The 16,502-nt window shown below is 73.0% G+C and carries 14 protein-coding genes; 11 read left to right on the forward strand and 3 right to left on the reverse strand.

Features of this window, described 5'->3' with window-relative positions:
* Positions 1–82 precede the first annotated feature (82 nt).
* Positions 83–1,285 (reverse strand): amino acid deaminase/aldolase, encoded by a 1,203-nt coding sequence (locus ACFYZE_RS26790; protein ID WP_388999065.1) that lies wholly within the window; start codon positions 1,283–1,285, stop codon positions 83–85.
* Positions 1,286–1,656: 371 nt separating this feature from the next.
* On the opposite strand from ACFYZE_RS26790, the gene ACFYZE_RS26795 reads away from it, so the two are divergent.
* Together ACFYZE_RS26795 and mycP are read left to right on the forward strand one after the other, a co-directional pair.
* Positions 1,657–3,285 (forward strand): hypothetical protein, encoded by a 1,629-nt coding sequence (locus ACFYZE_RS26795; protein WP_388999068.1) that lies wholly within the window; start codon positions 1,657–1,659, stop codon positions 3,283–3,285.
* Positions 3,282–4,448 carry a type VII secretion-associated serine protease mycosin gene (gene mycP / locus ACFYZE_RS26800; protein ID WP_388999071.1) on the forward strand — a complete coding sequence of 389 codons (1,167 nt, stop codon included), beginning with the start codon at positions 3,282–3,284 and terminating at the stop codon, positions 4,446–4,448. Before ACFYZE_RS26795 ends, mycP begins: the two co-directional genes overlap by 4 nt.
* A 24-nt stretch (positions 4,449–4,472) precedes the next feature.
* Here mycP and ACFYZE_RS26805 read toward each other — a convergent pair whose 3' ends face one another.
* Positions 4,473–5,405, reverse strand: a complete 933-nt coding sequence (locus ACFYZE_RS26805) for a serine hydrolase (protein WP_388999074.1) — start codon at positions 5,403–5,405, stop codon at positions 4,473–4,475.
* 151 nt (positions 5,406–5,556) lie between these two features.
* Here ACFYZE_RS26805 and ACFYZE_RS26810 point away from each other — a divergent pair, with 151 nt between their 5' ends.
* A complete protein-coding gene (locus ACFYZE_RS26810; protein ID WP_388999077.1) occupies positions 5,557–6,288 on the forward strand; it encodes an SseB family protein in 732 nt (243 codons plus the stop codon).
* Positions 6,289–6,367: 79 nt separating this feature from the next.
* Here the strand turns inward: ACFYZE_RS26810 and ACFYZE_RS26815 are convergent, their stop codons facing one another.
* Positions 6,368–6,763 (reverse strand): DUF1844 domain-containing protein, encoded by a 396-nt coding sequence (locus ACFYZE_RS26815; protein WP_388999079.1) that lies wholly within the window; start codon positions 6,761–6,763, stop codon positions 6,368–6,370.
* Between the two features lie 370 nt (positions 6,764–7,133).
* On the opposite strand from ACFYZE_RS26815, the gene infC reads away from it, so the two are divergent.
* The 8 genes from infC (at position 7,134) to ACFYZE_RS26855 (ending at position 16,482) form a co-directional block, all read left to right on the forward strand.
* Positions 7,134–7,781 (forward strand): translation initiation factor IF-3, encoded by a 648-nt coding sequence (gene infC / locus ACFYZE_RS26820; RefSeq protein ID WP_103845041.1) that lies wholly within the window; start codon positions 7,134–7,136, stop codon positions 7,779–7,781.
* Between the two features lie 184 nt (positions 7,782–7,965).
* Positions 7,966–8,160 carry a 50S ribosomal protein L35 gene (rpmI, locus tag ACFYZE_RS26825; RefSeq protein ID WP_103845027.1) on the forward strand — a complete coding sequence of 65 codons (195 nt, stop codon included), beginning with the start codon at positions 7,966–7,968 and terminating at the stop codon, positions 8,158–8,160.
* Between the two features lie 113 nt (positions 8,161–8,273).
* A complete protein-coding gene (gene rplT / locus ACFYZE_RS26830) occupies positions 8,274–8,657 on the forward strand; it encodes a 50S ribosomal protein L20 (RefSeq protein ID WP_004002577.1) in 384 nt (127 codons plus the stop codon).
* 247 nt (positions 8,658–8,904) lie between these two features.
* Positions 8,905–9,765 carry a TrmH family RNA methyltransferase gene (locus ACFYZE_RS26835; protein WP_388999082.1) on the forward strand — a complete coding sequence of 287 codons (861 nt, stop codon included), beginning with the start codon at positions 8,905–8,907 and terminating at the stop codon, positions 9,763–9,765.
* A 50-nt stretch (positions 9,766–9,815) separates the two neighbouring features.
* The gene (locus ACFYZE_RS26840) at positions 9,816–10,952 is read left to right on the forward strand and encodes an ATP-binding protein (RefSeq protein ID WP_388999085.1); all 1,137 of its coding nucleotides are present in this window, start codon (positions 9,816–9,818) and stop codon (positions 10,950–10,952) included.
* Between the two features lie 139 nt (positions 10,953–11,091).
* Positions 11,092–12,213 (forward strand): phenylalanine--tRNA ligase subunit alpha, encoded by a 1,122-nt coding sequence (pheS, locus tag ACFYZE_RS26845; RefSeq protein WP_200421296.1) that lies wholly within the window; start codon positions 11,092–11,094, stop codon positions 12,211–12,213.
* Positions 12,213–14,726 (forward strand): phenylalanine--tRNA ligase subunit beta, encoded by a 2,514-nt coding sequence (gene pheT, locus ACFYZE_RS26850; RefSeq protein ID WP_388999089.1) that lies wholly within the window; start codon positions 12,213–12,215, stop codon positions 14,724–14,726. Before pheS ends, pheT begins: the two co-directional genes overlap by 1 nt.
* 415 nt (positions 14,727–15,141) lie before the next feature.
* Positions 15,142–16,482 carry a transcriptional regulator gene (locus ACFYZE_RS26855; protein WP_388999092.1) on the forward strand — a complete coding sequence of 447 codons (1,341 nt, stop codon included), beginning with the start codon at positions 15,142–15,144 and terminating at the stop codon, positions 16,480–16,482.
* Positions 16,483–16,502: the final 20 nt, after the last annotated feature.

Consider the following 16,502-nt stretch of genomic DNA (forward strand, 5'->3'; position numbering starts at 1 on the left):
GGCCTCCTGCCTTCGGGTCACGGCGGCATCAGGGGCGGCCCAAGGGCGGCACCGGCGCCTGGCGCCGGTGCCGGTGGCGGCGTCAGAGGAAGGTGTGCCCCTCGCCGCGGTACGTCGGCACGGTCGCCGTGACCCGGTCGCCCTCGATCAGGTGGAGCGCGTCGAAACGCTCGCACAGCTCGCCCGCCTTGGCGTGCCGGAACCACACCTTGTCGCCGATGAGCAGGTCGTCGGCGGCCGAGCCCAGCAGCGGCGTCTGCACCTCGCCGGGCCCCTCCTGCGGGTCGTACTTCAGCCCCTCGGGCAGATACGGCACGGGCAGCCGGTCGGGGCCCGCGGCGCCCGACGCGGGGTAGCCGCCGCCCAGCACGGTCACCACCCCGACGCCCGGTCTGCGCACCACCGGCTGGGCGAACAGGGCGGCCGGACGGCCGCGGAACGAGGTGTAGTTGTCGAACAGCCGCGGCTGGTAGAGCCCCGAGCCCGCCGCTATCTCGGTCACCGCGTCCTCGGCGGCCGTGTACTGGACGCTGCCCGTGCCGCCACCGTTGACGAACTCCAGGTCCGGCGCCACGTCCCGGACCGCGCGCACCACTTCCGCGCGCCGCCTGCCGAGTTCCCTGCGCGCCGTGGCCTGCATCAGCCGGATGGCCCGCGACCGTACCGGACGCCCGGCCACCGCGTCGCCGACACCGGCGACATGGCCCTCGTACGCCATGATGCCCACCAGCCGGAAACCGGGCGTGCGGACCACCGTGCGGGCCATCTCGGCGACCTGTTCGGGGGAGTGCAGCGGCGAGCGGCGCGCGCCGACGCGGACCCGGCCGCCGAGCAGCTTCAGCGAGGTGTCCAACTCCAGGCAGACGCGCACCTCTTCGGTGCCGCCCCGGCGGGCGTCGTCGATGAGGCGCAGCTGGGCCGGGTCGTCGATCATCACCGAGACGGCGGCGGCGAGCTTGGGGTCGCCGGTCAGTTCGGCGAACGCCCGGCGGTCGGCCGAGGGGTAGGCCAGCAGGACGTCGTCGAAACCGGAACGGGCCAGCCACAGGGACTCGGCGAGCGTGAAGGACATGATGCCGGCGAAACCGTCCCGGGCGAGCACGCGTTCGAGCAGAGCGCGGCAGCGTACGGACTTGCTGGCCACCCGGACCGGCTTGCCGCCGGCCCGGCGGAGCAGGTCGTCGGCGTTCGCGTCGAACGCCTCCAGGTCCACGATCGCGACAGGGGCGTCGAGATGAGCGGTGGCCCGGTCGTAGCGGGCCCGGTCTGCGGCGCGGGCAGTCATGGACGCAGCCTGCCAGATGTGATTACCGCAGGGTAGGGGGACGATCCGGGCAGATGCCGCCGGTGACGTGGACCGGTTCCCGTTCGAGGCGGATCAACCCGTAGAGTGACGCGCACGTGGGCAAGCGGCTGCTCCGCTCGGGCGCGTACGCCTGGGATGGGCGCCCGCTCGCGGGGGTATGCCTGCCCAGGACGGGTCGGCGTCCGCACCACGCCCACCGGCCGTCCGCCCTGGGCGGTCGAACGCCCGGGACATCCCGGGAGGTCCGGCTACAACGAAACGGGGGGTGCATGAGCACGGAAGCGCACCGCGCCTCCATCCCTCCGCGCCCCTCGACCCCGCCCCGCCCGGCCACGCCGCCGGGTGACCCCATGACTCCGCGCCGTCCGTCGACGGCACCGGACGAGTCGGCGACTCCGTCCCGCCAGGCGACGCGCTCCGGCGCCTCCGTGCCTCAGCCGCGCCCGTCGTCCGCGCCGGGTGTCCCGCCCGCGGGTGCGAACGGCACTTCCGCGCCCGGAGGCGACCGACTTCGGCCGACGCAGCTCAACGGCTCCGCCGGAACGATCCCGCCCCGCCCGGAGCAGCCGCCCGCCGCGGCACCCCCGTCCGGTCCGCAGGCCCCGGCCGTACCGCGGCGAACGCCGCCTGCCCGCACGACCTTCCCGCCGGTCCCGCCCCGCCCCGAGCAGCCGCCGCGGAACCAGACCGCGACCGGGTCCGGCGCGGCCGGGGCCTTGGTGCGGCCCGGTACGGACGAGTTCTTCGGCCGTTCCGGTGCGCAGGCCGGCTCTCGCCGGCCGGACGTGGCGGACGCCCCCGGGCACTCCTCCGCGGCCGGGCCCTCTGCCCGTTCCGGTGCGGTCGGTGCCTCCGGCCGGACCGGTGCCGTCGAGCGGCCGTTCAGGCTCGGCACGGGCGTGCCCCAGCGGCCCGCCGGCGTCTCCGAGGGCGCACCCGGTGGTGACGGGCAACCGTCGGTGCGGCCCGCCCCCGAGTCGCGCCGGCTCGCGGACGTCCAGCGCGACCCGCACGCCGAGACCCCCGGTCCGCCCCCGCCGGCGGCCACCGCACGCTTCCCCGATGCGCCCCCGGCCGTCGGCGCCGCCCCCGCCGCGGACGCCCCCGGCATCGTGGAGACCACCGCTCGGCTGCGTCCCGTCCAGCCGGCGCGGCCCTTCGTGACCCTCGCGCAGCCCGACACCCGCGGTGTCGAACCACCAGGACCGCGGCTGCACCTGGGCGCCCGCGTCCGCCCCCGGGTCGCCGCGTCCGCCGCCTGCCTCGTCCTCGGGCTCGGACTGATCGGCGGTGCCGTGACGGGCAGTTGGCTCACCGGGGACGACTCGCCGGACGGGGCGCGGGGTGCGTACGCCGTCGCCGGAACCCTGTGGCACAGCGTCCCCGTCGACCGGCTCTTCCCGCCCACCGTCAACGGCCCGGGCGCGGGCCCCGGCGGCGCCGACCGCACCTGGACCCGTATCGCCGTCGCCCCCGACGGCGGCTGCGCGGACGCCTTCGACCCGCTCCTGCGCAAGGCCCTCGCCCCCGTCGGCTGCCTGCGCCTGCTGCGCGCCACCTACACCGACGCGACCCGCAGTCAGGTCACCACCGTCGGCCTGCTGTTCACACGGGCCGACGCCGCCGCCATGGGCGCCCTCGCCAGCCGCTTCAAGGACGAGGGCCTGGACCGCCGCACCGACCTCATGCCCCGCCCGTACGCGGCCGAGGGGACCGTCGCGGCGGGCTTCGGCGACGCCCAGCGCGCGTCCTGGACGATATCCGTCCTCACGGACGCCCCCGTCGTCGTCTACGCCGTCTCCGGCTTCGCCGACGGCCGCACCGTCACCGAACCCGAGCCGGCCGAGAACGCCATGAAGACCGGCGCCACCACGGCCCCCGCCCAGGCGGGGCTCGGCAATGACGCGGCCGGCCTCGCCGACCGTGTCGAGGCGGCCCTGCGCAAGACCTTCACCTCGGCCACGGAGAAGCCCTCATGAGCGCCCGTACGACCGGCGCACGCCTGCTCACCCTCCTCCTCACCGCCGCCCTCGCCGTGCTGCCCGCCACCGCCGCCCACGCCGACGGCATACGGGCCCAGGAGTGGGCCCTCGACGCCCTGCACATCCAGCAGGCCTGGCAGACGACCAAGGGCAAGGGCATCACCGTCGCCGTCCTCGACACCGGCGTCGACGACACCCACCCCGACCTGGCGGGCAACGTCCTGCCCACCAAGGACCTGGTCGGCTTCGGCGCCCGGCGCGGCGACCGCGCCTGGGCCCGGCACGGCACCGCCATGGCGGGCATCATCGCCGGGCACGGCCACGGCATCGGCGACACCGACGGAGTCATCGGCGTCGCCCCCCAGGCGAAGATCCTCCCCGTCCGCGTCATCCTCGAGGACGGCGACCCGGCCCGTGCGAAGGCCCGCAACACCCGCGGCAACGCCCTCGCCGAAGGCATCCGCTGGGCCGCCGACCACGGCGCCGACGTCATCAACCTCTCCCTCGGTGACGACTCCGACTCCGCGCACCCCGAAGCGGGCGAGGACGAGGCGATCCAGTACGCGCTCAAGAAGGGCACGGTCGTCGTCGCCTCGGCCGGCAACGGCGGCGAGCTCGGCGACCACACGTCGTACCCGGCGGCCTACCCGGGCGTCATCGCCGCCACCGCCGTCGACAGCGCCGGCACCCGCGCCTCCTTCTCCACCCGCCGCTGGTACGCCACGGTCAGCGCCCCCGGCGTCGACGTCGTCATCGCCGACCCGGACCGCAAGTACTACGAGGGATGGGGCACGAGCGCGGCGTCCGCCTTCGTCTCGGGCGCCGTGGCGCTCATCAAGGCCGCTCATCCGGGACTCAGCCCGGCCCAGATCAAGCAACTCCTGGAGAAGACCGCCCGCAACGCCCCCACCGGCGGCCGGGACGACGCCCGCGGCTTCGGCTTCATCGACCCCGCGGCAGCCATCAAGGCGGCGGCCGGCCTCAGACCGGACAACCTGCACCCGGCGGCGTACGGCAAGGAGTACTTCGGCTCCGGCCCGGACGCGGCAGCTGCCGCCTCGGACTCCCCGGGCTGGGCGGGCTCTCTGGCGGGCGCCCTGGGCGTGGCACTGCTGGTGGCTTCGGTACTGCTGTGGAAGAGCCGCAGAAGCACCCCGTAGGCGTCCCGCGGTGCCACGGCGCTCTCACCCGAACGCGGCCACGGCCGCCCGCGCCGCGGCCTCCACCACGGAGATCCCCTGTTCCTTCGTCGAGTGCCCGTCGGACAGCGCCGCCACCAGGTAGTCGCGTCCGCCGGCCGTGACCCGTCCGATGCTGTTGACGTCCCACAGCCCAGTCGTGCTCCGCGCCAGCCATCCGTTCTTGAGCGCCCACGCGGAGCCGTCCGCCGCCGCGGAGACCCCCCACCGCTGATCCTCGGCGATGTCGCCCATGAGCCCCCGCAGGTAGGACCGCGAGGCCTCGCTCAACTGCGAGTCCTCCTCGAAGACCTGCCGGAGCAGGGTCAGCTGATCCGCCGCCGTGGTCTGCGTGAGCCCCCACAGCGTGCCGTCACCACCGACCGTGTCCGTCAGACCGAAGCGTTCGTTCGCGCTGTCCAGGCCGTGGGCGCGCCCGATCGCGGTCCACAGCGCCGAGGCGGAGGCGTTGTCGCTGTTCTCGATCATTGTGGTGGCGTACGCCTTCTCCTGCGCGGTCAGGTGCCGGCCGGCGTCCTGCGCCTGGAGCAGCAGCGCCGCCAGGATGTCCACCTTCACGATGCTCGCCGTGTCGAAGGTGCCGTCGCCGTACGCGGCGCTCTCCCCGGAGTCCATCGAGAGGACCGCCACGGCCACGTCGGCCGTGTCCTCGACGGCCACCGACGCCATCGCCCGCTTCAGCAGCGCGTCCCGGTCCACCGAGGGTTCCGCGGCAGGTTCCACCGATGCCTCCTGGCTCGACGAGGCCGACGCCGCCGACGATACGGCGCCCGCGTCGGCGTGCGCCCGCTCCCTCAGATACACCGTCCCCGTCGCCGTACCGCCGGCCACGACGGCCGCCGCCAGCGCCGTACAGAAGAACGAACGGCGCCTACGGGCGCGGGCGCGGCGGCGACGGTGGGTTCTCGGGGACTCCATGGCCGCCGATGGTCTTCACCCGTGCTGTGCACGCCGTGGGACGGGCGTGAGAGGTGTGTCAGGAGACGCTGAGAAACCGGTGAGAGCGGTGACCGGCGTGACTCAGGGGCGCCACGACCCCGGCGAAGACCCCCCGATAGGGTCGGTGACCGTGGCGAACAAGAACATTCCCGACTCCGGCTTCTCCGACGACGACGGTTCGGCCGACCCCCGGCTGAGCGCGGCGCTCGCCGCCTGGGCCGAGGACCGCACCGCCGTGGGGCCTGTCCTCGAGGCGCTGAAGGGCGCACGGCTCCTCGTCCCCGTCGTCGCGATCCTCGGCGAGGTGGAGGAGGACGAGAAGGGGCTGCGCCGCGAGAAGACCAGCGAGATGGCCGTACCGACCCTGAAGGCCGGTGACCGCACCGCCCTGCCCGCGTTCACCTCCACGGACGCGCTGGCCCGCTGGGACCCCGAGGCCCGCCCGGTAGCCGTCCCGCTGCACCAGGCCCTGCAGGCCGCCGTGCACGAGAAGGCCGACACGATCGTGCTGGACCTGTCCGGGCCGGTGCCGTTCGAACTGACGGGCCCCGCGCTGCTGGCCCTCGCCGAGGGCCGTACGACGACCGACCCGCTCGCCGACCCGGCCGTCACCGGCGCCGTACGGGCCGCCGTGGCCGCCGAGCCCGCCGTGCTGCGCGCCTACCTCGGCCCGGGCCGGGCGGACGGTATCCTCGCGCTCGTCCTGGACCCGGCGGCGAGCCCGGCCGAGGCCGCGCGCGCCGTGGCCGAGCGGATGGCCGCCGACGACACACTGAGGGCCCGCCTGGTGCGCGGCCTCGACCTGGCAGTCATGCCGGCCGGAGCGACGCCTCCGGGCGAGCCCCTTTTCGTGCGTTCGTGAACGATCTCCGTACGGCCGCGGGTTCGCCTCAGGGCCCGTGCCAGGCCCTACGAACCCGCCATGAGCCAGACGAGAGGCCCTAGCCGTAGACCGGCCCGGTGTACTTCTCGCCCGGGCCCTGGCCCGGCTCGTCCGGGACGACCGACGCCTCGCGGAACGCCAGCTGCAGCGACTTCAGGCCGTCGCGCAGCGGCGCCGCGTGGAAGGAGCTGATCTCCGTCGCGCTCGCGTCGAGCAGCCCGGCGAGGGCGTGCACCAGCTTGCGGGCCTCGTCCAGGTCCTTGTACTTGTCGCCCTCCTCGGTGAGGCCGAGCTTCACGGCGGCGGCGCTCATCAGGTTGACGGCGACCGTCACGATCACCTCGACCGCGGGCACCTCCGCGATGTCGCGGGTCATGGCGTCGAAGTCGGGCTGCGCGGCGGAATCCGGGTATTCCGTGGGGGCCTCGGATTCCGAGGGGGAGGTGTCACTCATGCACCACACGATAGGTGCCGGACGTGCGTTCGCCTGAATTAGCCCTGGCCGACCGAAGCTGCTAGCCTTGACTGACGACCGGCCGGACACCTGGTTGCCCGGCCCACAAGTGGAGGCTCCGATCTCCCACCTGGCTGCCCCTAGGGGCGGCGGGTCACCGGTCAGGCGGCCACCACCGTTCCGTACGGACGGTGGAGTCGCCCGAAATTGCGCCCCGCGGTCCACCGCGGCGGTGCTCCGGAAAGCTCGGAGTCCCGCCTGTGTCCCGTCCGGGGCATTTTTCATGCGCCGTGATGGTTGGTCCCTATGTCAACCCAGACATACACGCGGCCGTCCGCCAGGCGGCCGTAGGTGCTACCGAGGAGGATCCATCAGCGCCGAGCCCCGCATCAACGACCGGATTCGCGTTCCCGAGGTGCGACTTGTCGGTCCCAGTGGCGAGCAGGTCGGCATCGTGCCGCTTGCCAAGGCCCTGGAGCTTGCGCAGGAGTACGACCTGGACCTGGTCGAGGTCGCGGCGAACGCCCGTCCGCCCGTGTGCAAGCTCATGGACTACGGGAAGTTCAAGTACGAGTCGGCCATGAAGGCCCGTGAGGCGCGCAAGAACCAGGCGCACACGGTCATCAAGGAGATGAAGCTCCGGCCGAAGATCGACCCGCACGACTATGACACCAAGAAGGGTCACGTCGTCCGGTTCCTCAAGCAGGGCGACAAGGTCAAGATCACGATCATGTTCCGTGGCCGCGAGCAGTCCCGTCCCGAGCTGGGCTACCGGCTGCTGCAGCGCCTCGCGGAGGACGTCCAGGACCTCGGTTTCGTGGAGTCGAACCCGAAGCAGGACGGCCGCAACATGATCATGGTTCTCGGTCCGCACAAGAAGAAGACCGAGGCGATGGCCGAGGCTCGTCAGGCGCAGGAAGCCCGCAAGGCGTCTGCGAAGGCCAACCCCGGCCGCTCGCAGAACCCCGCCGACGCCGAGACCGCCGAGGCCCCGGCCGAGGCATCCGCCGAGGCCTGATCCCGGGGCGTGAGCCCCGGGGGAGCCGGACGTACGGACGTACGACCGCCGCAGGGCGGACGTACGGACCCCGGAAAGCCCGGGACGCCAGTCCCAGGATGTAACCGATACAAGAGCGACGCTCCATCGTGCCCGGTTTAGCGACCGGGCACCGGAGCGCCACCGACGAGGAGAGAACGGCGCTATGCCGAAGAACAAGTCGCACAGCGGTGCCAGCAAGCGCTTCAAGGTCACCGGCTCCGGCAAGGTGCTCCGTGAGCGCGCCGGCAAGCGCCACCTGCTCGAGCACAAGTCGTCCCGTCTGACGCGTCGCCTCACCGGCAACGCCGAGATGGCCCCGGGTGACACCAAGAAGATCAAGAAGCTTCTCGGCAAGTGACGCCACGGCGCTCGATCTTCTGATCAGTCCGCGCCGTACGTACGTCAGGACCGGGACCCAATCGTTTCGGGCCGTGTGAGGACCACCACGGCCCCGCTACAAGGAGTTAACAAGTGGCACGCGTCAAGCGGGCAGTCAACGCCCACAAGAAGCGCCGGGCGATCCTCGAGCAGGCCTCCGGCTACCGCGGTCAGCGTTCGCGCCTGTACCGCAAGGCCAAGGAGCAGGTCACCCACTCGCTGGTCTACAACTACAACGACCGCAAGAAGCGCAAGGGCGACTTCCGTCAGCTGTGGATCCAGCGCATCAACGCCGCTGCCCGCGCCAACGGCATCACCTACAACCGCTTCATCCAGGGTCTGAAGGCCGCGAACGTCGAGGTCGACCGCAAGATCCTCGCCGAGCTGGCCGTCAACGACGCGGGTGCGTTCGCCGCGCTCGTCGAGGTCGCGCAGAAGGCCCTGCCGTCGGACGTGAACGCGCCCAAGGCTGCGTGACGCGACGGCACCGCGCCGGCTCAGGCCGACGTGACTGAACGGACCCGCAGGCTGCGAAGCCTGCGGGTCCGGTTGTGTCCGCCGTAGCCGCCGCCGGCCGGTCCCCCCGGTGCGGCACTGCGGCACGCGCTGCGCGTCGTCCCCGGCAGTTCGGCACCTCCTCACTGCCCCAAGGGCGTGGGGGCACCAGGTCCGCCGCCGCGGCTCAGCGCCGCTGCGGCGGGAACAAGTACTGAAGGTGAACAGCATGCCCTCGGCCACCCCCGAGCTCATCTCCCCCCGATCCCCCCGCGTCAGCGCCGCGCGGCGGCTGGCGAAGCGGAACTTCCGGGGCAAGGAGCGGCTGTTCCTCGCGGAGGGGCCGCAGGCCGTGCGGGAGGCCGCGGGGCACCGGAGCGGGGGCACGGCGACCCTGGTCGAGCTGTTCGCCACCCCGGACGCGGCGGAGCGGTACCCGGACATCGTGGGGGCGGCGCATGACGCCGGCGCCCGCGTCCACCTCGCCGCCGAGCAGGTCATCGCCGACATCTCCACCACCGTCACCCCGCAGGGCCTGGTCGGGATCTGCCGCTTCCTGGACACCGACTTCGACGCGATCCTCAGGGCCCGCCCTCGCCTGGTCGCCGTCCTCGCCCACGTGCGAGACCCGGGCAACGCCGGAACCGTCCTGCGCTGCGCCGACGCCGCCGGTGCCGAGGCCGTCGTCCTCACCGACGCCTCCGTCGACGTGTACAACCCCAAGGCCGTCCGCGCCTCCGTCGGCTCCCTCTTCCACCTGCCCGTCGCCGTCGGCGTCCCCGTCGAGCGGGCCGTGGGCGGGCTCCAGGACGCCGGCGTGCGCATCCTCGCGGCCGACGGCGCGGGCGACCACGACCTCGACGACGAGCTCGACAAGGGCACCATGGGAGTGCCCACCGCCTGGGTGTTCGGCAACGAGGCATGGGGACTGCCCGAGGAGACGCGGGAGCTGGCCGACGCCGTCGTCCGCGTGCCCATCCACGGAAGGGCCGAGAGCCTGAACCTCGCGACCGCCGCGGCCGTATGTCTCTATGCGTCCGCCCGTGCACAGCGCGCCCCCGGAGGGTGCCGCTCCGTCACTCCCGGCTAGTAGGGTGACGGGCTCGGGGCCCACGGCCTGACGAGAGGTGGGGTACGGGGATGAGGGTCGGCACGAGCAGAGCACCGGAGGCACGGGACGCGCACCGCGCCCCCGGGTCCCGGCACGGCGATCCCGCCGAGCTCGGCATCGACCCGGACGAGCTCCCCGACGGACTCCTCATCGCCGACGAGCACGGCCGCGTCATCTGCTTCAACGCCGCCGCCGAACGCATCACCGCCGTCCGCGCCGCCGACGCCCTCGGACAACGGCTCGACAAAGCCCTGCCATTAGAAGATCTCGAGGGGCGGCGCTGGTGGCAGCTGACCGATCCCTACGGGGGGCTCGCGATCCGTGTACGGCAGCCGGAGCGCAACCTCCTGCTGCCCGGGGGGCGCGAGGTCCTCGTCTCCGCGCGCTACGTGCGCACCCACCCCACCGGGCCCATCCGGCGCGTCGTCGTCACCCTCCGCGACACGGAGGCCCGCCGCCGTACCGAACGCAGTCACGCCGAACTGATCGCCACCGTGGCCCACGAACTGCGTTCCCCGCTCACCTCCGTCAAGGGCTTCACCGCCACCCTCCTCGCCAAGTGGGAACGCTTCACCGACGACCAGAAGCGGCTCATGCTGGAGACCGTCGACGCCGACGCCGACCGGGTCACCCGGCTCATCGCCGAACTGCTGGACATCTCACGGATCGACTCCGGGCGGCTGGAGGTGCGCCGCCAGCCCGTCGACATAGGGGCGGCCGTCGGACGGCACATCCAGGCCTACGTCGCCGCCGGCCAGCCCGCCGACCGTTTCCTGCTGCGCATCGAGCAGCCCCTGCCCGCCCTGTGGGCCGACCCCGACAAGATCGACCAGGTGCTCAGCAACCTCCTCGAAAATGCCGTGCGCCACGGGGAGGGAACCGTCACGATTGACATCACGCCCTCGGTGTCGCCCCGCGAAGGGGAGGACGTCGGCACGTCGGTCACGGTGAGCGACGAGGGCCCCGGCATCCCGGAGGAGTCCATGAACCGCGTCTTCACCCGCTTCTGGCGGGGCAGCAAGCGCGGTGGCACGGGCCTCGGGCTCTATATCGTCAAGGGCATCGTCGAGGCCCACGGCGGCACCATCACGGTCGGCCGCGCCCGCGGCGGCGGCGCCGAGTTCCGATTTACGCTGCCCGTGGGGGCACCGGCGTACCTGGCCTGAGCAACCCACGGGCGCATTCACTTTCCCCAGCCCCGTTAGACTCGGCCATTGGCACCTTTGCGTCCCAATATCCGGAGACGACTCGTCCACGAGTCGGTGACGGGGACCGTCAGCCAGCCAATCGGAAGCACGGGAAGAGATGTCGGCACCCAATAAGTCGTACGACCCTGTCGAGGTCGAGGCCTTGAAACCGGAAGAGATCGAGCGCATGCGGGACGAGGCGCTCGCCGCCTTCGCCGCCGCGGACTCCCTCGACGCGCTCCACGAGGCCAAGGTCGCCCACACCGGCCCCACCTCGCCGCTGGCTCTCGCCAACCGCGAGATCGGCGCCCTGCCCCCGCACGCCAAGGCCGACGCCGGCAAGCGCGTGGGCCAGGCCCGTGGCGCCGTGAACAAGGCCCTCGCCGGCCGCCAGGCCGAACTCGAGGCCGAGCGGGACGCCCGCGTGCTGGTCGAGGAGTCGGTGGACGTCACGCTGCCCTACGACCGCGTGCCCGCGGGCGCCCGGCACCCGCTGACCACGCTCTCGGAGCGCATCGAGGACGTCTTCGTGGCCATGGGCTACGAGGTGGCCGAGGGCCCCGAGGTCGAGGCCGAGTGGTTCAACTTCGACGCCCTGAACATCGGCCCGGACCACCCGGCCCGCGGCGAGGCCGACACCTTCTTCGTGCAGGCGCCCGACGGCGGCTCGGAGTCCGGTGTCGTGCTGCGCACCCACACCTCGCCCGTGCAGATCCGCTCCCTGCTCGACCGCGAGCTGCCGGTCTACGTGATCTGCCCCGGCCGCGTGTACCGCACGGACGAGCTGGACGCGACCCACACCCCGGTCTTCCACCAGGTCGAGCTGCTCGCGGTCGACGAGGGCCTGACCATGGCGGACCTGAAGGGCACGCTGGACCACATGGTCCAGTCGCTGTTCGGCGAGGGCATGAAGACCCGGCTGCGGCCGAACTTCTTCCCGTTCACCGAGCCGTCCGCCGAGATGGACATGGTGTGCTACGTCTGCCGCGGTGAGTCCGTCGGCAATCCCGACCGGCCCTGCCGCACCTGCTCCTCCGAGGGCTGGATCGAGCTCGGCGGCTGCGGCATGGTCAACCCGCGGGTGCTGACCGCCTGCGGTGTCGACCCGGAGAAGTACAGCGGCTTCGCCTTCGGGTTCGGCATCGAGCGGATGCTGATGTTCCGCCACAACGTCGAAGACATGCGAGACATGGTCGAGGGTGACGTCCGGTTCACCCGGCCGTTCGGGATGGAGATCTGATGCGGGTCCCGCTTTCCTGGCTGCGGGAGTACGTCGACCTGCCGGCGACTGAGACCGGGCGTGACGTCCAGGCCAAGCTCATTTCGGCCGGCCTCGAGGTGGAGACCGTCGAGCAGCTCGGCGCCGACCTCACGGGTCCGCTGGTCGTGGGCCAGGTGCTGACCATCGAGGAGCTGGAAGGCTTCAAGAAGCCGATCCGCTACTGCACCGTCGACGTCGGCAAGGCCAACGGCACCGGCGAGCCGCAGGAGATCGTCTGCGGCGCCCGTAACTTCGCCGTCGGCGACAAGGTCGTGGTGGCCCTCCCCGGCGCCGTCCTGCCCGGCGACTTCGCGATCGCCGAGCGCAAGACGTACGGCCGGATGTCGCGCGGCATGATCTGCTCCAGCGAGGAGCTGGACATGGGCGACGACGGCACCAAGGGAATCATCGTGCTGCCGCCCGGCACCGAGGTCGGCAAGGACGCGATCGAGCTGCTCGAGCTGGTCGACGAGGTGCTCGACATCGCGGTGACCGCCAACCGCGGCGACTGCCTGTCGATCCGCGGCGTCGCCCGCGAGACCGCCATCGCCTACGGCCTGCCGCTGCGCGACCCCGCGCTGCTCGACGTGCCGGCGCCGAACGCGTTCGGCCACCCGGTGAAGATCTCCGAGCCCCTCGGCTGCGACCGCTTCACCGCCCGTACGGTGACCGGCGTCGACCCCGAGGCCCGCTCCCCGATCTGGCTGCAGCGCCGGCTGCAGAAGGTCGGCATGCGCCCGATCTCGCTCGCTGTCGACATCACCAACTACGTGATGATGGAGATGGGCCAGCCGCTGCACGCCTACGACCGCAAGCTGGTCCAGGGCACGATCGGCGTGCGCCGTGCCGAGGAGGGCGAGAAGTTCACCACCCTCGACGGCGTGACGCGCACCCTGCACTCCGAGGATCTCGTCATCACCGACGACCGCGGCCCGATCGGCCTCGCGGGCGTCATGGGCGGCGCCAACACCGAGATCGCGGACCACGACGACGGCGAGAACGCCACGACTGAGATCGTCATCGAGGCCGCGCACTTCAACCAGGTCTCCATCGCCCGCACCGCGCGCCGTCACAAGCTGTCCTCCGAGGCGTCACGCCGCTTCGAGCGCGGTGTGGACCCGCTGGCCGCGCCCGCCGCCGCCCAGCGCACGGTCGACCTGCTGGTGCTGCTCGCGGGCGGTACCGCCGACGCCGGCGTCACCGAGATCATCGCGCCGTCCGCGCCGCACACCATCGCCATGCCGGCCGACCACCCGGACAAGGTCGCCGGCGTGCACTACGGCCGCGAGACCGTCGTACGCCGCCTGCAGGAGGTCGGCTGCGACGTCTACGGTCAGGACGAGCTGATCGTCACCGTGCCGTCCTGGCGGCCGGACCTGACGGAGCCGAACGACCTGGCCGAGGAAGTCATCCGGCTGGAGGGCTACGAGAACCTGCCCTCCACCCTGCCCAAGCTCCCGTCCGGGCGCGGTCTGACCCACCGGCAGCGGCTGCACCGCCGCGTCGGCCGGGCCCTGGCCGGGGCCGGCTACGTCGAGGCGCCGAACTACCCGTTCGTCAGCGAGCAGGTCTTCGACCAGTTCGCCCTGGAGGCCGACGACCCGGCCCGCCGCGTCGTCAAGCTGGTCAACCCGCTCAGCGACGAGGAGCCCGCGCTGCGCACGACGCTGCTGCCGGGCCTGCTCGGCGCGCTGCGCCGCAACGACGGCCGCGGCACGCACGACCTGGCGCTGTTCGAGACCGGGCTGGTCTTCCACCCGCGCGAGGAGCGGCGTGTGGCCGCCCACCTGCCGGTCGACCGGCGTCCCACCGACGAGGAGATCGCCGCGCTGACCGCCGTGCTGCCCGAGCAGCCGCGCCACGTGGCCGTCGTCCTGGCGGGCGCCCGCGAACAGGCCGGCTGGTGGGGCAAGGGCCGCCCGGCCGACTGGGCGGACGCGATCGAGGCCGCCCGGACCGTGGCCCGCGAGGCCGGGGCCGAGCTGATCGTCCGCAAGGGCCAGTACGGGCCGTGGCACCCGGGCCGCTGCGCCGAGCTCGCCGTCGTCACGGACGGCGCCGAGCGGGTCGTGGGCCACGCGGGCGAGCTGCACCCGCGCGTCGTGAAGGCGCTGGGGCTGCCCGAGCGCACCTGCGCGATGGAGCTGAACCTGGACGTGCTGGAGGCGGTCGGCGACGGCACTCCGCAGGCACCGGGCATCTCCACCTTCCCGGTCGCCACGCAGGACGTCGCGCTGGTCGTCGACAAGCCGGTGCCGCAGGCGGATGTCGAGGCCGCGCTGCGCGAGGGCGCCGGTGAACTCCTCGAGTCCATCCGGCTGTTCGACGTCTACGAGAACGAGGAGCAGCTGGGGGAGGGCCGCAAGTCGCTGGCGTACGCGCTGCGCTTCCGTGCGGCCGACCGGACGCTCACGGTGGACGAGGCGTCCGCCGCGCGCGACGCGGCGGTCGCGCTGGCCGCTGAGCGCACCGGGGCCGTGCTGCGGAGCTAGGCCCGGCGAGCGCCGGGGACTGCGGGTCGGGTGTCGGCCGCGGGTGGTCGGTGGCTGATCGCGCAGTTCCCCGCGCCCCTTTGGGGGCACGGGGAACTGCGCGAGAAACCACATCGGACCGCAGCCGACGAACGACCCGCGGTACCCGGCGCTCAGCCGCTCAGCCCCGCCGGCGGAGCCGTCCGCCCCGCCACGGAGTGTCGGGCAGGCGGCTGGGCGGACGGCGCCGAGCGGGCCGCCGCACTGTACGAGGGGGAGCCGGCGGCCCGGCCGGCCTCTTGCGAGGGATTTCAAGTCAAGCGGCCGGAAACTCTCCGCGACAGCGCACGCACAGCCCGGATTCGCGCACTCCGTTCACACCCCGTGTGAATCGGTTCGCACTACCCTGGCGAAACCGAGCCACCGGAGTGCACCCATGCAGCCCAACACTCTGCTCGACGCGATCCTCGACGAGGCCGGAATATCCCACGCGGGACTGGCCGCGCACGTCAACCAGGCGGGGCGGGCACGCGGCCTCGCGCTGAGGTACGAACACACGGCCGTGGCACGGTGGTTGAAGGGCCAGCGCCCGCGCGGCCAGGTGCCCGACCTGATCTGCGAGGTGCTCGCGGCCCGGCTGCACCGCCCGGTGACCCTCGACGACATCGGCCTCGGCGTGCCGGGCGAACCGGCCGCCCCGCACGGCTCCAGCCTCTCCGGGTTCGTCGAGCGCGCCACCGCCCTGTGGCGCTCCGACGAACAGCAGCGCCCCCACATCCTGGGCGCCCCGGCCGTGACCGGCACGCCCGCCGTGATGCCCGTGTGGGAGTGGGAGAACCCGCCCGAGGACGTGGACGTCTCCCGCGGCGGCCGCCACCGGGTCACCCCCGCCGACATCGACATGCTGCGCGCCGCCCGCGCCCACTACGAGCAGATGTACCGCAAGGCCGGCGGCATAGCCACCCGTGCCCGTATCGTCGGCTTCCTCAACGCCGAGACGGCCCCGCTGCTGCGTGGCGGCTACACCGACGCGACGGGCCGCCAACTGCACCGCGCCACCGGGGGACTCGTCGCGATCGCCGGTATCTGCGCGTACGACTCCGACGCCCACGGCCTCGCCCAGCGCTACTTCCACCAGGCCCTGCGCCTGGCCAAGGCCAGCGGGGACCGGGGGCTCGGCGCGTACGTCATAGCCCTGCTGGTCAACCAGTCGCTGTTCATGAGGGAGTACCGGCAGGCCGTGGCCTTCGCCGAGGCCGCGCTGCGCGCCGCGGGCAAGCAGATCACCCCGGCGCTCGCCTCCGACCTGTACGCGATGCAGGCGAAGGCGTACGCGCACCTCGGGGACGCGTCGGGCGCGCTGTCCTGCATCCGGCGGGCCGAGTCGGCCGCCGAGCGCATCCGGCGCGGCCACGAACCGGACGAGACCGGCTACGTCCAGCCCGGCCTCGTCAACGTCCAGGTCGCCGAGGCGCTGCTCAGCCTCGGCGACCTGACGGCGGCCGGGGAGCACGCCGCGGCCGCCGTCGGCACACCCGCGCACGACCGGGGCCGGGTGCATCGGCTTGCCATGCTCAGCCAGATCGAACTGCGCCAGGGCAACGCCGACAAGGCGGTGGCCACCGCTGTGGAGATGGCGCAGCAGGCGCGCGGAATGGAGTCCATGCGCCTGCGCGACAGACTCCGGGCGGTGCGCGAACACCTGGTCCGCAGCGGCTGCGCCGGAACGGCCGAGGCGGCCGAACTCATCGACGGGGCCTTGCGCGTACCGCTGTAGTCACCGCCCCACCCACTGCG

Origin of the sequence: Streptomyces sp. NPDC001796, assembly GCF_042892355.1 — a bacterium.
In the GTDB taxonomy this organism is placed as follows: Bacteria; Actinomycetota; Actinomycetes; order Streptomycetales; family Streptomycetaceae; genus Streptomyces.